The 16,637-nt window shown below is 61.1% G+C and carries 17 protein-coding genes; 4 read left to right on the top strand and 13 right to left on the bottom strand.

Translation table 11 applies throughout. The features are described from left to right. Position 1: 1 nt before the first annotated feature. From mshL to BLP65_RS13550, 13 genes are all read right to left on the bottom strand, one after another. Positions 2-1,681 (bottom strand): pilus (MSHA type) biogenesis protein MshL, encoded by a 1,680-nt coding sequence (gene mshL, locus BLP65_RS13610; RefSeq protein ID WP_092998318.1) that lies wholly within the window; start codon positions 1,679-1,681, stop codon positions 2-4. Further along, complete coding sequence (locus BLP65_RS13605; RefSeq protein WP_092998316.1) at positions 1,678-2,016, bottom strand: general secretion pathway protein GspB; 339 nt, start codon at positions 2,014-2,016, stop codon at positions 1,678-1,680. Before BLP65_RS13605 ends, mshL begins: the two co-directional genes overlap by 4 nt. Then, on the bottom strand, positions 2,006-2,677 hold the full coding sequence (locus BLP65_RS13600; protein ID WP_092998314.1) for a hypothetical protein: 672 nt from the start codon (positions 2,675-2,677) through the stop codon (positions 2,006-2,008). The genes BLP65_RS13605 and BLP65_RS13600 overlap by 11 nt, the downstream gene beginning before the upstream one ends. Continuing rightward, a complete protein-coding gene (locus BLP65_RS13595; protein ID WP_092998312.1) occupies positions 2,674-3,285 on the bottom strand; it encodes a PilN domain-containing protein in 612 nt (203 codons plus the stop codon). Before BLP65_RS13595 ends, BLP65_RS13600 begins: the two co-directional genes overlap by 4 nt. Beyond that, entirely contained in the window at positions 3,285-4,289 is a 1,005-nt protein-coding gene (gene pilM, locus BLP65_RS13590; protein ID WP_092998310.1) for a pilus assembly protein PilM, read from the bottom strand. The genes BLP65_RS13595 and pilM overlap by 1 nt, the downstream gene beginning before the upstream one ends. 178 nt (positions 4,290-4,467) lie before the next feature. Beyond that, positions 4,468-5,349 carry a UbiA family prenyltransferase gene (locus BLP65_RS13585; RefSeq protein ID WP_092998308.1) on the bottom strand — a complete coding sequence of 294 codons (882 nt, stop codon included), beginning with the start codon at positions 5,347-5,349 and terminating at the stop codon, positions 4,468-4,470. Beyond that, positions 5,349-5,912: a chorismate--pyruvate lyase family protein gene (locus BLP65_RS13580; RefSeq protein WP_092998306.1), complete on the bottom strand. Its 564-nt coding sequence runs from the start codon at positions 5,910-5,912 to the stop codon at positions 5,349-5,351. The genes BLP65_RS13585 and BLP65_RS13580 overlap by 1 nt, the downstream gene beginning before the upstream one ends. Positions 5,913-6,057: 145 nt before the next feature. Further along, a complete protein-coding gene (gene recG / locus BLP65_RS13575; protein WP_092998467.1) occupies positions 6,058-8,160 on the bottom strand; it encodes an ATP-dependent DNA helicase RecG in 2,103 nt (700 codons plus the stop codon). A gap of 8 nt (positions 8,161-8,168) precedes the next feature. Next, positions 8,169-8,555 carry a RidA family protein gene (locus BLP65_RS13570; protein WP_092998304.1) on the bottom strand — a complete coding sequence of 129 codons (387 nt, stop codon included), beginning with the start codon at positions 8,553-8,555 and terminating at the stop codon, positions 8,169-8,171. Between the two features lie 25 nt (positions 8,556-8,580). Next, on the bottom strand, positions 8,581-10,767 hold the full coding sequence (spoT, locus tag BLP65_RS13565) for a bifunctional GTP diphosphokinase/guanosine-3',5'-bis pyrophosphate 3'-pyrophosphohydrolase (protein ID WP_449649469.1): 2,187 nt from the start codon (positions 10,765-10,767) through the stop codon (positions 8,581-8,583). After that, a complete protein-coding gene (gene rpoZ / locus BLP65_RS13560) occupies positions 10,742-11,008 on the bottom strand; it encodes a DNA-directed RNA polymerase subunit omega (RefSeq protein WP_092998300.1) in 267 nt (88 codons plus the stop codon). Before rpoZ ends, spoT begins: the two co-directional genes overlap by 26 nt. 185 nt (positions 11,009-11,193) lie before the next feature. Continuing rightward, a complete protein-coding gene (gene gmk, locus BLP65_RS13555) occupies positions 11,194-11,835 on the bottom strand; it encodes a guanylate kinase (RefSeq protein WP_092998298.1) in 642 nt (213 codons plus the stop codon). Positions 11,836-11,952: 117 nt separating this feature from the next. Further along, positions 11,953-12,816, bottom strand: coding sequence for a YicC/YloC family endoribonuclease (locus BLP65_RS13550; RefSeq protein WP_092998296.1), 864 nt, complete (start codon positions 12,814-12,816; stop codon positions 11,953-11,955). A gap of 108 nt (positions 12,817-12,924) precedes the next feature. Between BLP65_RS13550 and BLP65_RS13545 the strand changes: the two genes are divergently transcribed. The 4 genes from BLP65_RS13545 (at position 12,925) to BLP65_RS13530 (ending at position 16,599) form a co-directional block, all read left to right on the top strand. Then, positions 12,925-13,881 carry a serine/threonine protein kinase gene (locus BLP65_RS13545; protein WP_092998294.1) on the top strand — a complete coding sequence of 319 codons (957 nt, stop codon included), beginning with the start codon at positions 12,925-12,927 and terminating at the stop codon, positions 13,879-13,881. Between the two features lie 4 nt (positions 13,882-13,885). Further along, entirely contained in the window at positions 13,886-14,746 is an 861-nt protein-coding gene (locus BLP65_RS13540; RefSeq protein WP_092998292.1) for a PP2C family protein-serine/threonine phosphatase, read from the top strand. Between the two features lie 121 nt (positions 14,747-14,867). After that, a complete protein-coding gene (gene rph / locus BLP65_RS13535) occupies positions 14,868-15,584 on the top strand; it encodes a ribonuclease PH (protein ID WP_092998290.1) in 717 nt (238 codons plus the stop codon). A 424-nt stretch (positions 15,585-16,008) separates the two neighbouring features. Then, positions 16,009-16,599 carry an XTP/dITP diphosphatase gene (locus BLP65_RS13530; protein ID WP_092998288.1) on the top strand — a complete coding sequence of 197 codons (591 nt, stop codon included), beginning with the start codon at positions 16,009-16,011 and terminating at the stop codon, positions 16,597-16,599. Positions 16,600-16,637: the final 38 nt, after the last annotated feature.

Below are 16,637 nucleotides of genomic sequence, written 5' to 3'. Positions count from 1 at the left end.
ACTACCGGAAGTGGTCCGCGCCGGGACTCATTTCCAAATCCCTTTTGCGGCTTTGCTCCATTCCTTCCCAGGTGTTCAGGGAGTCGTTGACCTGGCGCGACCATTCGGCAGGTCCCTCCACGACGGTGGGTTTGAGCAGGATGACCAGCTCGGTTTTTTCGCGGCTCTCCGAGGCGAATCGGAACAGGCCGCCGAGCAGGGGAATATCCCCGAGCAGTGGTATTCTGTTTTCCGACGTATTAAGGCGATTCTGCATCAGGCCGCCGATCACCACGATCTGGCCGTTCTCCGCCCGAATCATGGTGTCGGATTCCCTGACCGTGCTGGCGGCCAGTGGCAACGTGAGGCTTCCGGCGCTGGTGGTGATCTGTTTGGTCTGTTCCGCCACTTGGCTGACTGTGGGATGGATGTGGAGAATCACCTGTCCCTCTGCACTGATTTGAGGGGTGACATCGAGCGATACACCGGAGAAGAAAGGGGTCAGTTCGACACTGGTATTGGTGGTGGTGGCCGTGCCGGCAATGGTGTCGGACTCCACGTCAGTGACGAAGAATTCGTCGGAACCAACCTTGATAATCGCCTTCTGGTTATTGACGGTGGAGACCCGGGGGTTCGACAGTACCTGGACATCGCCCTGGGTCTTCAGTGCATCGATGAGTGCCGTGAAGTCGTTGCCGAAGAGTCCCAGTGTCAGGTCATCGGTGACTGAAACCGACGAGTCGCCCTGGGTATTTACTGAACCGGTTAGATTGCCTCCGGGGCCGAATACCGCCAGTTCGCCATCGGAGTTGGCTACATCCATCCAGTTTATGCCGGCGCGATAGCCGTCGGAGAGCGTCACTTCGAGGATCCGTGCCTCCAGCACTACCTGCCGTTTCACGGCGACGGCAGAGGCATCGAGAAAACGTCCGACATCCCGCAGTTCATCCGGTTTGGCACGGACCAGGATCAGGCCGGCTATGGGGTTGACGCTAACACGACGTCCCTCTTCCCGACCTACGATCGATTCGACATCGGCGCGGATCCGTTCCCAGAAATTGGAGTCGGAAGCCGAACCTACCGAGCTGCCACTGCCTTGCCGGGCGCTGCGACTGTTCTGGCGTTCGTTGCGGGTATCATCGGTTCGGCCGTTGATATCAGCCACACTGGTGGAGGTGGTTTCCATCCCGGAGTAGCCGGTGCGCACCAGGTCCGGATAGTTGACGTAAAAAATACGGGACTGAACGGTGTTCGGGTACACTTGAAAGACCGAGCCACGGCGCTCGAAATCATAACCGTAGGCATCCTTCACGATCGCCATGACTTGCGGCACGGTGACGTTTTTGAGGTCGAGGTCGATTTGTCCGCTGACCTCCGGATGGACCACTATGTTATAGGGCGTGTCCTCCACAAGACCCAGGAAAAAGTCGCGAGCGGGGGCCCTGCGTACCTTCACGTCAAAATGCTGATCGAGTACCTTCTCGGACGCACCGGGGATATCGACCTGCAGCTCCGGCATGAGCGCCGAACTGAGGTCGGGAGGGGGTTCTCTATCCTTCGGTTCGGCCCCCTGGAGCCCCTCTCTGGCGGCGGCCCGGATGTCCGACATGGTCTCTCCCCTGTCGATACCGGCGCATCCTCCCAGACCGACGGTTAACGCCAGCAGGGAAAGCAGGCTCTTGCAGTGTTCCTGGTTTTTCATTCTTGGTTCCGGGTCTTCGAGATGGTTTTGACTCGCAGGTCCAGCAGCGACAGAGCGGTCAGTCTTCCATTCCTGCGCAGGGTTACCGTGGATGGGTTGATGGCCAGGACCGTGGACCCCGCGATCTGTGAGCCTTCTCTCACCCGCTGACCGTTGATGACGGCAATCCGTCGATCGCGGTGGATCATCACGGCAGTCAGTTGTAGTTGCGGGTGGCTGACTACACTGCGGGTCTGTTGCTCGTTGGGCGGACGCATCGGATCATCCAGCGCCGCGGCGCCTGCGGGCGCAACGAGAAGGGACAGGGTTACTGCAAACCAGCCTTTACGTACCAATCCAGTTCTCCTCCAGACTCAGCGTGGAGACCACCAGTCGTACCCGGGCGGTCGGATAATCGACCAGTTCAATAGAGACTTCGTCCCAGTAGAACGTCCAGGGCAGTGCCTGGAGCGCTCGAAGATAATCAACGGTCTGGAGGTAACCGCCCTCCATCTCCAGTAGCAGCCGATGGCGATAGACGCCACCGCTATCCCCATCGGCGAATTCCTGCTGTGTCGGCATTACCAGCGGTGAGCTGCCCAGGTTTTCGATGCGCAGTGGTTTCAGGTTGTCCTGCTGCACCAGCACTTCTTCCAGCATTCGGGCCATCTGCTGTGGTCCGATTAGCCCCGCCATTTCCTTGGCGATACGCCGATCAATGTTGTGAACACGCGCGCTTACGCGCGCCAGGTCGCGATTCAATTCCAGGTTCGGGTCCTTCTTGCGCTCTTCGAGGATCGCCCGGACCTGCTGATTGATCTTGTCGATTTCGCCCCTGACGGTCTCGAGCCTGGTTACCTGGGCCTCGTTTCTGGCTCCCAGGGGTGCCATCAAAAAGGAGTCCCAAGCCATGAACAGCACCACTACCACGGTGCCGAACAGCAGCACCCGTTCGCGCAGGGTCATGCTGTCGATGCGAAGTCGCAGCTGTTCAATGCGCGCCTTCAGCTCCTTCACCGGGCGGCCTCCTTTTTTTCCGGTTGGCTGCGAAGCGTGAAGTCTACCCGTCCCGCCTCCTCTTCGGAGCGGGTTATCAGCAGGCGACGAAAGGTGAACCCCGTGAGCGAACCCTCCTGTCCGAGTCGTTGCACGAATTGCGGGACCTGCTCCGGTTGATAGGTGCTGCCTGCCAGGATTATGTCGTCGCCCCCCTCGCGGAGTGAAACGTGCTGCAGCCAGAGTCTCTGCGGCCGTTGTCGGGCAAAGGCTTCCAATCGATCGGTGAATCCCTTTCGGTTCCCGAATCGGGGCGAATCGAGCGCCTTTACAACCCGCTGCTTGCCTGCCAGTTCCTTTTCCAGCTGCTGTAATCGGGTTTGCAGAGCCGGGTCCCGTTTGGGTGCGGGAAACTGGTTCGAGACCTGTTGCAGTCGTTTCAGTGCCGCGCCCCGCTGCTGCTCAAAGGCCTCTACCCGTTCATCCAGCTTGACCGTCTGCCAGAGTCCATAGCCGTAAACGGCGACCAGGCCTACGACCACCAGCAGGCCGGCCTGCAGCAGGGTCTTGGCCGAGAAGACTTTCTCTTGTCGCTTGAAAATGGGCTGGTAGAGATTGATCTGCTGCATCAGAGGGTTTTCTCCTCGCGGCGCAGCGCGGCTCCGATCGCCGGTAGACACTGCGCCTGCAGCTCATCACTAAGCGGCTGGTCAATGTCGAGCAGGGCGTTCAGGTCCATCATTCGAACCGGAATGTCCAGGTTGTCAGCCATATAGCGCACCAGGTGGGGGATCGGTTTTTCCGTCGGGGCAATAACCAGTCCACTCACCGGCGGAAGCAGAAAATGACTCTCGTAATAATCCAGCGAGCGCTGCACCTCAAGGACGATACTGTCGAACATGCGCTGGAGTGAGGTGGTGATCTTGCTCTGCTGCTCCGCACCGATTTCGCCGCCTTCGGGGATGGACTCGTCGGCGTCGTTTACCGTTTCCCGGGAAAGTCGCTCCACCCCGATGTCGAGAGTACGGGCCAGGTAGAGGTTGGATTGCCGGGTGAGGGTCAGCATCCCTCCCAAGGGGTTCAGGTACAGGGTGGCAACCCCGGTCTCGTCCTCGGGCAGGATGGAGGCCAGATTTCGCAGAGCCAACTCGGGAATATCGATGATGTCCAGGTCGAGGCCGGCACCTTCGAGCAGATCGATATGATGGCGCACGGCATGGGTCTTGGCGACTACTGCGTACATCATGCGTGCCCGCCCGTTTCGCTGGCTGGGAATATCGAACACATCGATGACGGCATCATCGATATGGAATCCGATCAGGTCTTTAATGCGCCACCGAACCGCTGCCTTCAGTTCGGTAGGATCCACCTCCGGGGCCTCGACCAGCAGCAGATTGAAATCATTCTGGCCGATAACGCTGATGGTTCTGTCCAGCTTCTGCTCTTCGGCAAGCGTCCTCAGCAAGGACGGCAGCTGTTCAGGGGAGCGGGCTGGAGTAAACTGGCACGCAACGAGACGAGGTGCTCCATCGTTGCGTTGCAGCACGCGGGCCGAGGCGATACCGGCGTCCGTGAGCGCCAGACCCGCGAGGCCACGTGAGCTTCTCCGCTTTTTCCAGGGAAGGGTCAGCATCCTCCGGGCCGGCGTGTATTTATCGTCATTCTGAATTTTGCCGATCAGTTTTGAGCGATTGAGTTCTATTCTAATTATCGATCTAGCTTACCGGATTCAGCAGTTAGATATCGAAAAAACCCGAACAAAGATACATCCCATTTTTTCAGTGGCTACAGCTCCCTTTTTGTGACCTGCGTCACAGCATTTTTGTGACCAAGCACACATAGTGTGCAGCAATTCCACCAAATATTGCCAGCCCTAACCACAGATTACTTTGGTAGGCGCGCTCGGCATCGCCGTCCCGGGCCCTGACCAGTAGAAACAATTGGTAGATGGCGACCATGGCTGCCGCCAGCCAGCCGAATTCAAACAGGGGGCCAAGATCAGCCCGCTGTCCCGCCAGAGCCGCCGCTGCCAATGCTCCCGCCTGAAGGAGTCCCACCACCAGCGGCACGCCGTCACCGACCAGATTTACCAGAGAGCGTGCGCCCAGTCTGGACTCCTGATCACGACGTGGTAGGGCATATAGCAGCAAAAAGGCGCTACTCCACATCAGCACAAACACGAACAGCAGCCAGGCGATAGCCCCGGGAGTCTGGCCGTTGGCCAGCCAGGCGATGGGTACGGCCAGGGCCGTCGCCATCGCCAGCACAAGGGAGCTCAGAAAGGTGTGTTGCCGTGCATAGGGGTAGGCGATCAATAACCCCCAGGCCAAGGGAGAAAATATCACTACATGCCGGCCCAGGTAGATGGCGCTGGCGAACGCAATGGCACACAAGACCGTGAACAGGCGTATGGCCGTCTGCATGTCGAAGGTGCCGCGTGCCACCAACGATTCGGGTGAACCGTCAAAGAAACGGGCGTCGGCCAAATCGCAAAATACCCAGGCCCCGCAGCGCATTGCCAGCGCACCGAGAAGAAAGGCGAACAGCGTATCGCCGGGTGGCACGCCCCCGGCGGCCATCCAGTTGGCGGAGAGTCCGGCGGCCACCAGGAAGCCGAGGTCCCACGGTTCGTGCAAACGGGTAATCCGGAGATAGCGTTCGAGTCGGTCCCGGTTGATCGCCAGGGCCTTCATCAGCGACTCCGCTCGCCCGGCCAGGGCGGCAGTTCACCAATGAAATATTCGCTGACCAGTAGCGGGCGTTCCGAGAGGCGGAAGATCGAGCGCCGCCCCCATACCGGAGCCTGCGTGCTCTCCACTCCGAGCAGTGCGGGGGTGACCCGGCTCACCTCAAGGCGGCCTCGCCGCACCCTCGGGTCGCGGAACAGGAGCTCGCCCAGCGGCCGGTTGCCGAGAAACGCCAGCCTACCGCCCGGACCGCCCAATGTGCGTTTGGGGATCACCGTACGCGCAAATACCCACGGCACGTCATCACAAAGCAGCAGTACCTCCCGCACCATCGCCCGGCGACGCAGGGGCAACTTCAGCGCCGCCGTTTCGCAGCTCATCGGAACGGTCCAGCCCTGACGCAGAACCCGGACCGCGAAGCGGCCGTTGCAGGCCTGTTTGAGCCATCGGGTCAGCGAGGAGTCATCGAGCAGCCACCCGATGAGGTGTGGCGGCAGCGCACTCCGTCGCAACCGGTTGGCCGCCTGCCAAACCGGCTCATTTCCTGCCTTGCCGCAACGTCTTCTCATGGAACGATTCTAACCTCAAAAAGCACAGACTAACGGCCTTGAGCGGGCACCGCCAAGCATGCAACAGTACACTAGGATAATTCGCCGGGGCTCTGAATCCCGTGTCGGAATTGGCGGAATGGACACGCTTTGAGCAAGAACCAGCTCAGACCTCGCCGTAACGTTCGCCCTGTCCCAGCCAGCGCTGGATGATGGCATCAACGGCTTTGGCATCCTGTTCCAGCAGCCGATCGGCAGCACGGGCTACCGCAGGTAGCAGCGGTTGATCCCGCTGCAGGTCGGCAATACGCAGGTTGAGCATGCCGGTCTGTCGGGTGCCCAGCACTTCACCCGGCCCCCGCAGTTCCAGGTCGCGGCGGGCGATCTCGAAGCCGTCGGCGGTCTCACGCATGGCGGCCAGCCGTTGCCGCGCCGTCTGCGACAGCGGGCCATGATACATGAGGACACAGCTGCTTTTTTTGCGCCCGCGCCCAACCCGGCCACGCAACTGGTGCAGCTGTGCGAGACCAAAGCGCTCGGCATTTTCGATGATCATGAGGCTGGCATTGGGGACATCCACCCCGACCTCAATGACGGTGGTGGCCACCAGCAGGTCGATGACCCCGGCCTTGAAGTCGGCCATGACCGACTCCTTGTCCTTTGGCTTCATGCGTCCGTGCACCAGTCCGACCCTCAGATCCGGCAGCGCCTCGCTCAACTCTTCGGCGCTCTCCTCCGCCGCCTGGCACTGCAGGGCATCCGACTCCTCCACCAGGGTACAGACCCAGTAGGCCTGGGCGCCGCTGCGGCAGGCGGCGTGCACCCGCTCGACGACTTCGTCGCGGCGGGAATCCGCCACCACTACGGTCTCCACCGGCGTGCGACCGGGGGGCAGCTCGTCGATGACCGAGACATCCAGATCCGCGTAGGCGGTCATGGCCAGGGTTCGGGGGATGGGGGTGGCAGTCATGATCAGCTGATGGGGATAGCGCTCCCCGACTTTGCCCTTTTCGCGCAGGGCGAGGCGCTGATGGACCCCGAAACGGTGCTGTTCATCGATGACCACGAGCCCCAGTTCGTCGAAATCCACCGCCTCCTGGAACAGTGCGTGGGTGCCGACCGCGACGGCAGCGGCCCCACTGGCGAGGTGTTCCATGGCGCCCCGGCGCGTCCCGACCTTCTGCTTGCCGGAGAGCCAGACCACCTCGAGTCCCAGCGGTTCGAGCCAGTTTCTAAAACTGCGGAAGTGCTGTTCGGCCAGGATTTCGGTCGGCGCCATCACCGCCGCCTGAAAGCCGGCCTCTATCGCCTTCAGCACTGCCAGCGCAGCCACCACCGTCTTGCCCGAGCCCACATCGCCCTGTACCAGGCGCTGCATCGGGTGCGGCTGGTCGAGATCGACCGCAATTTCGTTGCTTACGCGTCGCTGCGCCCCGGTCAATGCAAACGGCAAATCGCGTTCGAATTGTTCGCGCAGATGGCCGTTGCCCAACAGCGGCGGCGCACTGCTGTCGGTAACCCGGGCTCGCAGCCGGCGCAGACTCAGCCGATGGGCCAGCAGCTCCTCAAAGGCCAGCCGCTGCTGAGCAGGGTGTCGCCTCTCGCTCAGCACGTCCAGGGCGGCCTCGGGGGGTGGATGGTGCAGATACCGAAGGGCCTCGTCGAGGGGTGGCAGTTCGAACTCCTCCCGGATCGCCCGGGGCAGCAGGTCCGGTGGCCCGCCAGCCGCCATTCGTCCGAGTGCCTGATCGGTGAGCTGGCGCAAACTGAGCTGGTGAAGCCCCTCCGTGGTGGGATAGATCGGGGTGAGGTGCTCATCCACCGGCGCCGGTTCCTCGCCTTCAAGGCGACGGAATTCCGGGTGGACCATCTCCAGGGTTGCAGCGCCGCTACGCACCTGTCCGTAGCAGCGGACTCGTGCCCCGCGCTCGAGCATTTCGCGCTGTGCGGCATTGAAGTGAAACAGACGCAGGGTCATGCTGCCGGTATTGTCAGTGATGCGCGACAGCAGCATGCGCCGACGGGCAAATTTTACCTCGGTAAGCTGCACGCGCCCCTCCACCACGGCTTCGTCGCCGGGGCGCAGCGTCCCGATGGGAACTACGCGGGTACGGTCCTGATAGCGGGTGGGGAGATGGAACAGGAGGTCATATACGCGGGTGATGCCGAGCCGCTCCAGGCGCTCGGCAATGCGCGGGCCCACGCCCCGCAAGGCGTTGACCGGCAGGTCGGTGGGGTCGGCAGGCGCCCTCCGTTGCGTCGCCTTCACCACACTGCTTAGCCGTCGAGCTCCATCACCGCATCCATCTCCACTTGCGCGCCCTTGGGCAGTGCGGCCACGCCGATGGCGGCGCGCGCGGGATAGGGCTGCTGGAGATAGTTGGCCATGATTTCGTTCACCAGCGGAAAGTGCGTCAGGTCGGTCAGGAAGATGTTCAGCTTGGCCACATCGGCCAGGGAGCCGCCCGCTGCCTCGGCCACCGCCGACAGGTTATCGAACACCCGCCGGATCTGCGCCTCGGCCGCATCCCCCACCAGCTCCATGGTTTCGGGAACCAGCGGAATCTGTCCCGAAAGGTAAACGGTGCTTCCCACCTTGACTGCCTGGGAATAGGTACCGATGGCCGCCGGGGCCTTGTCGGTCTGGATGATCTCTCGTGCCATGCGTGATTTCCGTTTTGGTTGAAAATTAACCTCGTACCCGGGTGATCTTCAATACCTCCGGGACGGTTCGAAGTCGGCGGATGATTCTTGCCAGGTGGCGGCGGCCGGATACCGACAGGGTCAGAAAGATAGCGGCATGGACGCCGTCACGCTCTTCGAGGCTGACGTTGTCGATATTGGCTCCGGTCTCGGCCACGTTAGCGGCCAGGGTGGCGAGAACGCCGCGCTGGTTGGCCACCTCGATCCGGATATCCACCGGGAAGTCGCCCTCTACGTCGCTTTCCCACTCCACATCGAGCCAGCGCTCCGGCCGCTTGCGGTATTCGGAGAGGTTCTTGCAGGTCTGAGTATGGACCACGACACCGCGTCCGGCGGTCAGAAAACCGAGGATGTGGTCACCGGGAATGGGGCGGCAGCACTTGGCGAATGAGACCACGGTCCCTTCGGTTCCCTTGATCACGAGGGACGGCCCCTGATCGGCGGAGTCGTCCGGTTCCGGATGCGGGGCCAGCTGGTCGCGCATCAGGGTTCCGGTCACCAGTGGCGCCATACGGTTGCCTAGCCCGATCTCCGCCAGCAGATCCTCCAGGTTCTCCAGCTTGTACTCCGCGAGCAGTGCCCACAGGCGTTCGCTCGATATCTCCTCCAGTCGCCGTTCATGCGCACCCAGGGCTTTCTCCAGCATGCGTCGACCCAAAGCGACCGATTCGTCCCTTTTGAGGTTCTTGAGATAGTGGCGGATGGTAGCCCGCGCCTTGCCGGTGACGACGAAGTTCAGCCAGGTGGGATTGGGGCGAGCCCCCGGGGCGGTGATCACCTCCACCGACTGGCCGCTCTGCAGCTTGGTGTGTAGCGGCACCAGGCGCCGCTCCACCTTGGCGGCGACACAGCGGGTGCCCACGTCGGTGTGCACGGCATAGGCAAAGTCCACCGCGGTGGCCCCCCGAGGGAGCTCCATGATCTCCCCTTTCGGGGTGAAGACGTAGACCTCGTCCGGAAACAGGTCGACCTTGACGTTCTCCAGGAACTCCATGGAATCGCCCGCGCTCTTCTGCATCTCCAGCAGATTGGAGAGCCATTGGCGGGCCCGGGCTTGGGCGATGGAGTGGCTCTCCTCGCCGCTCTTGTAGAGCCAGTGAGCGGCAATGCCGGCACGCGCCACCTTGTCCATGTCCTCGGTGCGGATCTGCACCTCGAGCGGGAAGCCGTAGGGCGACAGCAGCGTGGTATGTAGCGACTGATAACCGTTGGCCTTGGGAATGGCAATGTAATCCTTGAACTTGCCTGGCATCGGTTTATAGAGGTTGTGTACCGCGCCGAGTACTCGATAGCAGGCATCCACACTGTCCACCACGATGCGCAAGGCGAATACGTCCATGACATCGGTAAAGGAGACGTTCTTGTTGCGCATCTTTTTATAGATGCTGTAGAGGTGTTTTTCGCGCCCGTCGATTTGACCCGGCAGGTTCTCCTGGCGAAGCCGCTCCTGAATGGCGCTCTGCACGCGCAGCACCACCTCCTTACGGTGGCCGCAGGCCTTGCGCACCGCCTCGGCGAGTACCCGATAGCGCATCGGGTGATAGGCAGCGAAGCCGAGATCCTGGAGTTCCAGCCTGATCGAATTGATGCCCAGGCGACTGGCAATGGGGGCATAGGTCTCGAGGGTTTCGCGGGCGATGCGACGGCGCTTGTCGGGGCGCATGACCCCCAGCGTGCGCATGTTGTGCAGCCGATCGGCGAGCTTGATGAGAATGACGCGGATATCCCGCACCATCGCCAGCATCATCTTGCGGAAGTTTTCCGCCTGCGCCTCGGCCTTGGATTCGAACTCGATATGGGTGAGCTTGCTGACGCCGTCGACCAGTTCGGCAACTTCCTCACCGAATTCGGTGACCAACTGCTCTTTGGCAGTGGTTGTGTCCTCGATGACGTCGTGGAGAATGGCGGCGACGATGCTGCAGGCATCCATGCGCATCTCGGCAAGGATGCGCGCCACGGCAAGCGGGTGATAGATATAGGGCTCGCCGGAGAGGCGGTGCTGGCCTTCGTGGGCCTCGGCACCAAACAGATAGGCCCGGTAAACCTCGGCAACCTGATCCGGCTCAAGATAGGACTCGAGCAGATCGCACAGGTCACTGATAAGGAAAACCGGGCCTTCTTCCAACGCCGTCATGATCGGCGCCGGGTCAGGTGGTCTCTTCGCGGGCCTCATCCTCGCTGACATTGGGTGCAGCGGCGGACAGATCTTCGGCAGTCGTCGTGTTCAGCAGCTCACGGCCCACTTTGCCTTCTGCAATCTCGCGCAGGGCCACGACGGTCGGTTTGTCGTTTTCCCAGTCCAGCAATGCCTCTTTCCCGTTGGCCAGCTGACGGGCGCGGCGCGTGGCAAGCAGCACCAGCTGAAAACGATTGTCGACGTTATCGAGGCAGTCTTCGACGGTTACTCGAGCCATCCGGAATTCTCCTGCTTGGGGCGTTCGGATATAAAGAGTCTGATCATAACCCGGATGTCCGGGAAATGACACATGGGTGATGAAGTATCCCTTGCAAAACCCCGACCGCACAGGGTTTGTACAGTTGGACTGTAGATCGATTTGTGTCGGCCTGAAGGCTGACCTGCATTGGCGAAGCCGGTGCTTTAGTGGCCCGACTCCTTCAATAGTAGTTGCAGGTTCTCGTCATGGCGGGCCTCCTGCACGGGTCGACGCAGCCGCTGGCTGGTGACGATGCAGCGCAGTTCATCGAGTGCCGTATCGAAGTCGTCGTTCACCACCAGGTAGTCGAATTCGGCGTAATGGCTCATTTCGCTGACCGCATCGCGCATGCGACGGTCGATAATCGCCTGATCATCCTGGCCGCGCCCCTTGAGACGGTGCTCCAATGCCTCCCTTGAGGGTGGAAGGATAAAGATCCCCACGGTCTCGGGCAGTCGTTGGCGGACCTGCTGCGCCCCTTGCCAGTCGATCTCCAGAATCACGTCCCGACCCGTCGCCAGGCGCTCCACCACGGTCGACTCGGCCGTCCCGTAAAAGTTGTCGAAAACCTGCGCGTGCTCCAGGAACGCGCCCTGTTCCGCCATCTTCAGGAAGGCATCGGCCGCCACGAAGTGATAGTCGACCCCATTCTCCTCGCCCGTCCGCATGGGGCGAGTGGTGTGGGAGACGGAGACCTCCAGCGCAGCGGTGGATGCCACCAGCGCCTTGACCAGGCTGGTCTTCCCCGCCCCGGAGGGCGCGGAGATGATGAACAGCGTACCGTGGGCGGCAGCATTTGCCGTCATAAATCAACTCCTTGATGTGTTCGTTGCAGTTACCTGCGCGTTACCGGATGTTGATGGCATTTCGTGTTATTTGCTCGACGTACACCGTTGATGGGGTTCGCAGGCTCACCGCATCATCTATTCGATGTTCTGCACCTGTTCGCGCATCTGTTCGATGTAGACCTTCAGGTCGACCGAGGCGCGGGTTACCATGGTATCGCTGGATTTCGAGGCGAGTGTGTTGGCTTCGCGGTTCAGTTCCTGCATCAGGAAGTCGAGTCGTCTGCCGACCGGTTTTTTCTCCTTCAGGACCCGGCGTACCTCGTCGATATGCGCATCAAGCCGATCCAGCTCTTCATCCACGTCGAGTTTGTTGGCAAAATAGACCAGTTCCTGTTCCAGTCGCCCCTCGTCCAGCTCTGCACGAGCCTCTGCCAGGCGCTGTTCCAGGCGTTCGCGAAGTCGCTGCTGGAGTTCCGGCAGGCGTGTGCGGACCTCTTTCAGCACCTCTTCGATGGCGTCGCAACGTTGTAAAATCAATGATTCGAGCCGGTCGCCCTCCCGTTCGCGGGTAGCCACCAGTTCCTTCAGGGCCTCTTCGAGCAGCGCCGTGAAGCGCTCCTGAAGCTGATCGGGGTCGGGGCGGGCAGCTTCGAGGACCCCCGGCCAGCCCAGGATTTCCATGGAACTGACCGGCGAGGCATTATAGATAAGGGCGTCCACCTCGCGGCTGAACTGGGCCAGCTGTTTGGCAAGCGCCTGATTGAGCTGGAGTTCGGCACCACCGGAGGGCGGGGTATAGCGCAGCGAAACATCCACTTTGCCACGCCCGAGCTGTTTGCCCACTTGTTCACGGATGGCCGGTTCGCGAGCGCGGAACTCCTCCGGAAGCCGCAACGCGATCTCGAGGTAACGGTGATTTACCGAGCGCAACTCCAGCGCCAGGGCGCCCCAATTACCCTGGATTTCCTGCCGTGCGAAAGCGGTCATGCTGCGCAACATATGAACTCCCTGACGTGTATGCTATACAAACGCGATTGAGCATCTTAAACCGAAACCGAGGTCGTCACGAACTTGCCTGGCGAGTTTGCCGGCCCACGTAACCCTCCAATGTCGGAAACTGCCGAAAACGTCAACCTGCCGGTCGGTACCCGTGTCGACAACTATGTCATCGACAGGATTATTGGTGGTGGCGGATTCAGCATCGTCTACCTGGGCCATGTCGTCGACAGCGGGGTCCAGGTGGTCATCAAGGAATACATGCCGCGCAAGCTCGCCAAACGTGCCCCTGACGGCAAAACGGTACGTACCGAAGACGAAGCGGCAACGGAGAAGTTTACGCATGGCCGTCGGCTGTTTTTTCAGGAGGCGAGCATTCTTGCCACCCTGAAGCACCCTACCATCGTCAACGTGATTAACTTCTTCCAGGCTAATGATACCGTCTATATGGCCACGGAATATCACAAGGGCATGGATCTGCAGGCGTATATCAAGCGGCACAACGGAAACCTCAGCGAAAAGCTGATCCGCAAGGTCTTCACCCGCCTGCTCGATGGCCTCAAGGCCATTCACGGGCGGGACCTGTTACATCTCGATATCAAGCCCGGCAACATCTATCTGCGGGCGCATGGCGAACCGCTTTTGCTGGACTTTGGTGCCGTTCATCAGCAGCAACAGAGCCGCAAGTATCAGCCGGGACAGGTGGTCACACTCGGCTACTCCCCCATCGAGCAATCCATGGCCGGGGGCTATGTCGGTCCCTGGTCGGATATCTACGCCCTGGGTGCGACGATGCGGACCTGCATTGAAGGAGTGGCGCCCCCGCCTGCCGAAAAGCGTCGCCTGAATGACACCATGCGACCGGCCGTGGAGGCCTTCAGAAAACACTATTCGCAGGGCCTCCTGGCCGCCATAGACTGGGCAACAGAGGTGGACCCGCTGCACCGGCCGCAGAGCGTCGACGAGCTGCTCGAGGCCATGAACGACCCGGGCAAAAGGGACGACAAGCAACAGAACAGCTCCATGCTGGAACGTATCGCCAATAGTCTGCCTTGGGGGAAGGGCTGAGGCCATGCAATACGAAACCGGTTGTGCCAATCGCCTCGGAAACCGTACCTCCAATCAGGACCGGCTGACTGCCATCGAAACCGATGAGGGTATCCTGCTTGTGCTTGCCGACGGAATGGGCGGCCTGGAGCAGGGGGAAATTGCGGCCCAGGCAGTCGTCGATGCTGCCCGCGAGCTCTACCTGAACTCTCCCCGGCCGGTGTCGGATACCGGCGGTCTGTTGCGGGATATCATCCATCGTTCGCACGACAGGCTAGTCGAGGACCTTTCCCCCGATCAGGAGCATTCCAGCTCTGGAACCACCGCCGTACTCTGCCTGGTTCAGAACGGAGAGGCACACTGGGCCCATGTGGGGGACAGCCGCCTGTACTTCTTTCGCGGTGGTCGCAGTATCTACCGGACCCGTGACCATTCCTATGTGGAAAGCCTCTATCGCCAGGGTCTGATCGATGACGAGGAACGCTCCAGGCATCCACGTCGCAACCAGATTACCCAGTGCATCGGTTGCACCCGTTATCGGCCGGATGTGGCATTGGCGCCCCCCGTCGCCCTGCAGGAGAAGGATGTTCTCATGCTCTGCTCGGACGGTCTCTGGGATTCGGTCAAGGAGAGCGAACTGGCCGATCTTCTCGGTTGTGCCTCCACCCTGGAAGAGTCGATGGAACTGATGGCGGATCGGGCGGAAAACAGCGCCTATCCCAACGCCGACAATATCAGCGTGGTCGCCCTGCGTTTTCTGAAGCGTCTGGGGCGACGCCGTCCGGTCCAGCTGGTGCGCGAGCGCCCCGCCCCGGAGAAGCTGGAGAGTGCGATCGACCAGATCCAGCAGATCATCCACGAATACGAAAAAGAGATGGATCGGTAGGAGCGGCGGCAGCCGCCACACCGCCCTTGGCCTTCCCGTTTCCCGGACACTTCGTGTTCGCACCCGGCTGTGGCTCCGTTTACAATAGCTTCACCAAACCACCCATCCAGGAGTACAGCACATGCGTCCAAGCGGACGAGCCCCCGACGAACTGCGCGATATTCGCTTCACCCGCAATTACACCAAGCATGCCGAGGGTTCGGTACTGGTCGAGTTTGGCGATACCAAAGTGATCTGTACGGCCAGTGTGGACGAGCGTATCCCGCGCTTTCTCAGGGGCAAGGGCTGTGGCTGGGTGACCGCAGAATACGGCATGCTGCCCCGCTCCACCGGCTCGCGCATGGGACGTGAGGCGGCTCAGGGTCGTCAGGGTGGCCGTACCATGGAGATCCAGCGCCTGATTGGGCGCTCCCTGCGGGCGGTGATGGACCGTGAAGCCCTCGGCGAGCGCACCGTCACCATCGATTGCGATGTGATCCAGGCCGACGGTGGGACCCGTACCGCCTCCATAACCGGCGGTTTCGTGGCACTCGCCGATGCCATGCAGCATCTTCTCGACAAGCGCGTCATCAAAAAGAACCCGCTGCACGGCAAGATCGCCTCCGTCTCGGTGGGTATCTATCAGGGGACGCCGGTGCTGGACCTGGATTATGCGGAGGACTCCACCGCCGAGACGGACATGAACGTGGTGATGAACGACGGCAGTGCCTTCATCGAAGTCCAGGGTACCGCCGAAGGGCACGCCTTCCGCCGCGAAGAGTTCGACGTCATGATCGACCTCGCCGAGGGCGGCATTGCCGATCTGATCCGCAAGCAGACCGAAGCACTGGAAGGTTAATACGGTTTAAACCACAGTAAAGGGCACTTCTATTAATCCAACACGGTTCTGCTCGTGGCCGTTTTGTCCGCTGGCAAGGCGCAGCGAGTGATGTGTGGTTGCTTCACATGAGCGAGCTGTAACGCAGCCCAGCGGGTAAAACGGTCCCGAGCCCGAAGGGTTGGGCCCAAAATCGCCGATCCCGGCGTAGCGGACTCCATCCCTGGAGCCCGCCCTTCGGGCCGGCCTGGGGCCGTCCAAATCCGCTCCCGGCGGATTTGTGCGCTGCTTGACAAGGGAGCCACCCTTGCCTGCGCAGCGCGCCTTGGCCTCGGCGATTTTGGACCCAACAGAATCCGCGTTGGATTAATAGAAGTGCCCTAAACACAGAGAGGTTTAATGGGTCTCTGTGTCCTCTGTGGTTTTTCGGTTAAGGAGTGAACGAATGAAGCGAGTTGTACTGGCCAGTGGCAACAGGGGCAAGGTACGGGAGATCAACGAGATCCTCGCCGGACTGGATATCGAGGTGGTGCCGCAGACGGAGTTCGGTGTGGAAGAGGTCGAGGAGACGGGACTGACGTTCGTGGAGAACGCGATCCTGAAGGCCCGCAATGCGGCCGCGCACACCGGGCTGCCTGCCATCGCCGACGATTCGGGTCTGGAGGTGGATGTCCTCAACGGCGCGCCCGGGATCTACTCCGCCCGTTATGCCGGTCCCGGTGCTACGGATCAGGCCAATCTGGAAAAGCTTCTCGAGGAGTTGAGCGGTGTTGAAGATGCCGGGCGTACTGCGCGTTTCCAATGCCTGATGGTCTACATGGATCATGAGGCGGACCCCACCCCAATCATTTGCCAGGGCAGTTGGGAGGGGCGCATCGCCCGCGAGCCGAAGGGTGAGAGTGGCTTTGGCTACGACCCGGTCTTCTATGTTCCCGATCACGATTGCACTGCCGCGCAGCTCTCCGGGGAAGAGAAAAATCGTCTCTCCCATCGTGGCCAGGCCCTGCGGGCACTGGTCGAGGCGCTGAAGGCATGAACAAAGGCGGACGGATGATAACTACAGAAGACGCGGAG

Origin of the sequence: Thiohalomonas denitrificans, from assembly GCF_900102855.1 — a bacterium.
Taxonomy (GTDB): Bacteria; Pseudomonadota; Gammaproteobacteria; order Thiohalomonadales; family Thiohalomonadaceae; genus Thiohalomonas; species Thiohalomonas denitrificans.
The sequence above is the reverse complement of the archived record's forward strand: the minus strand, read 5'-3'. Positions and strand labels throughout refer to the sequence as shown.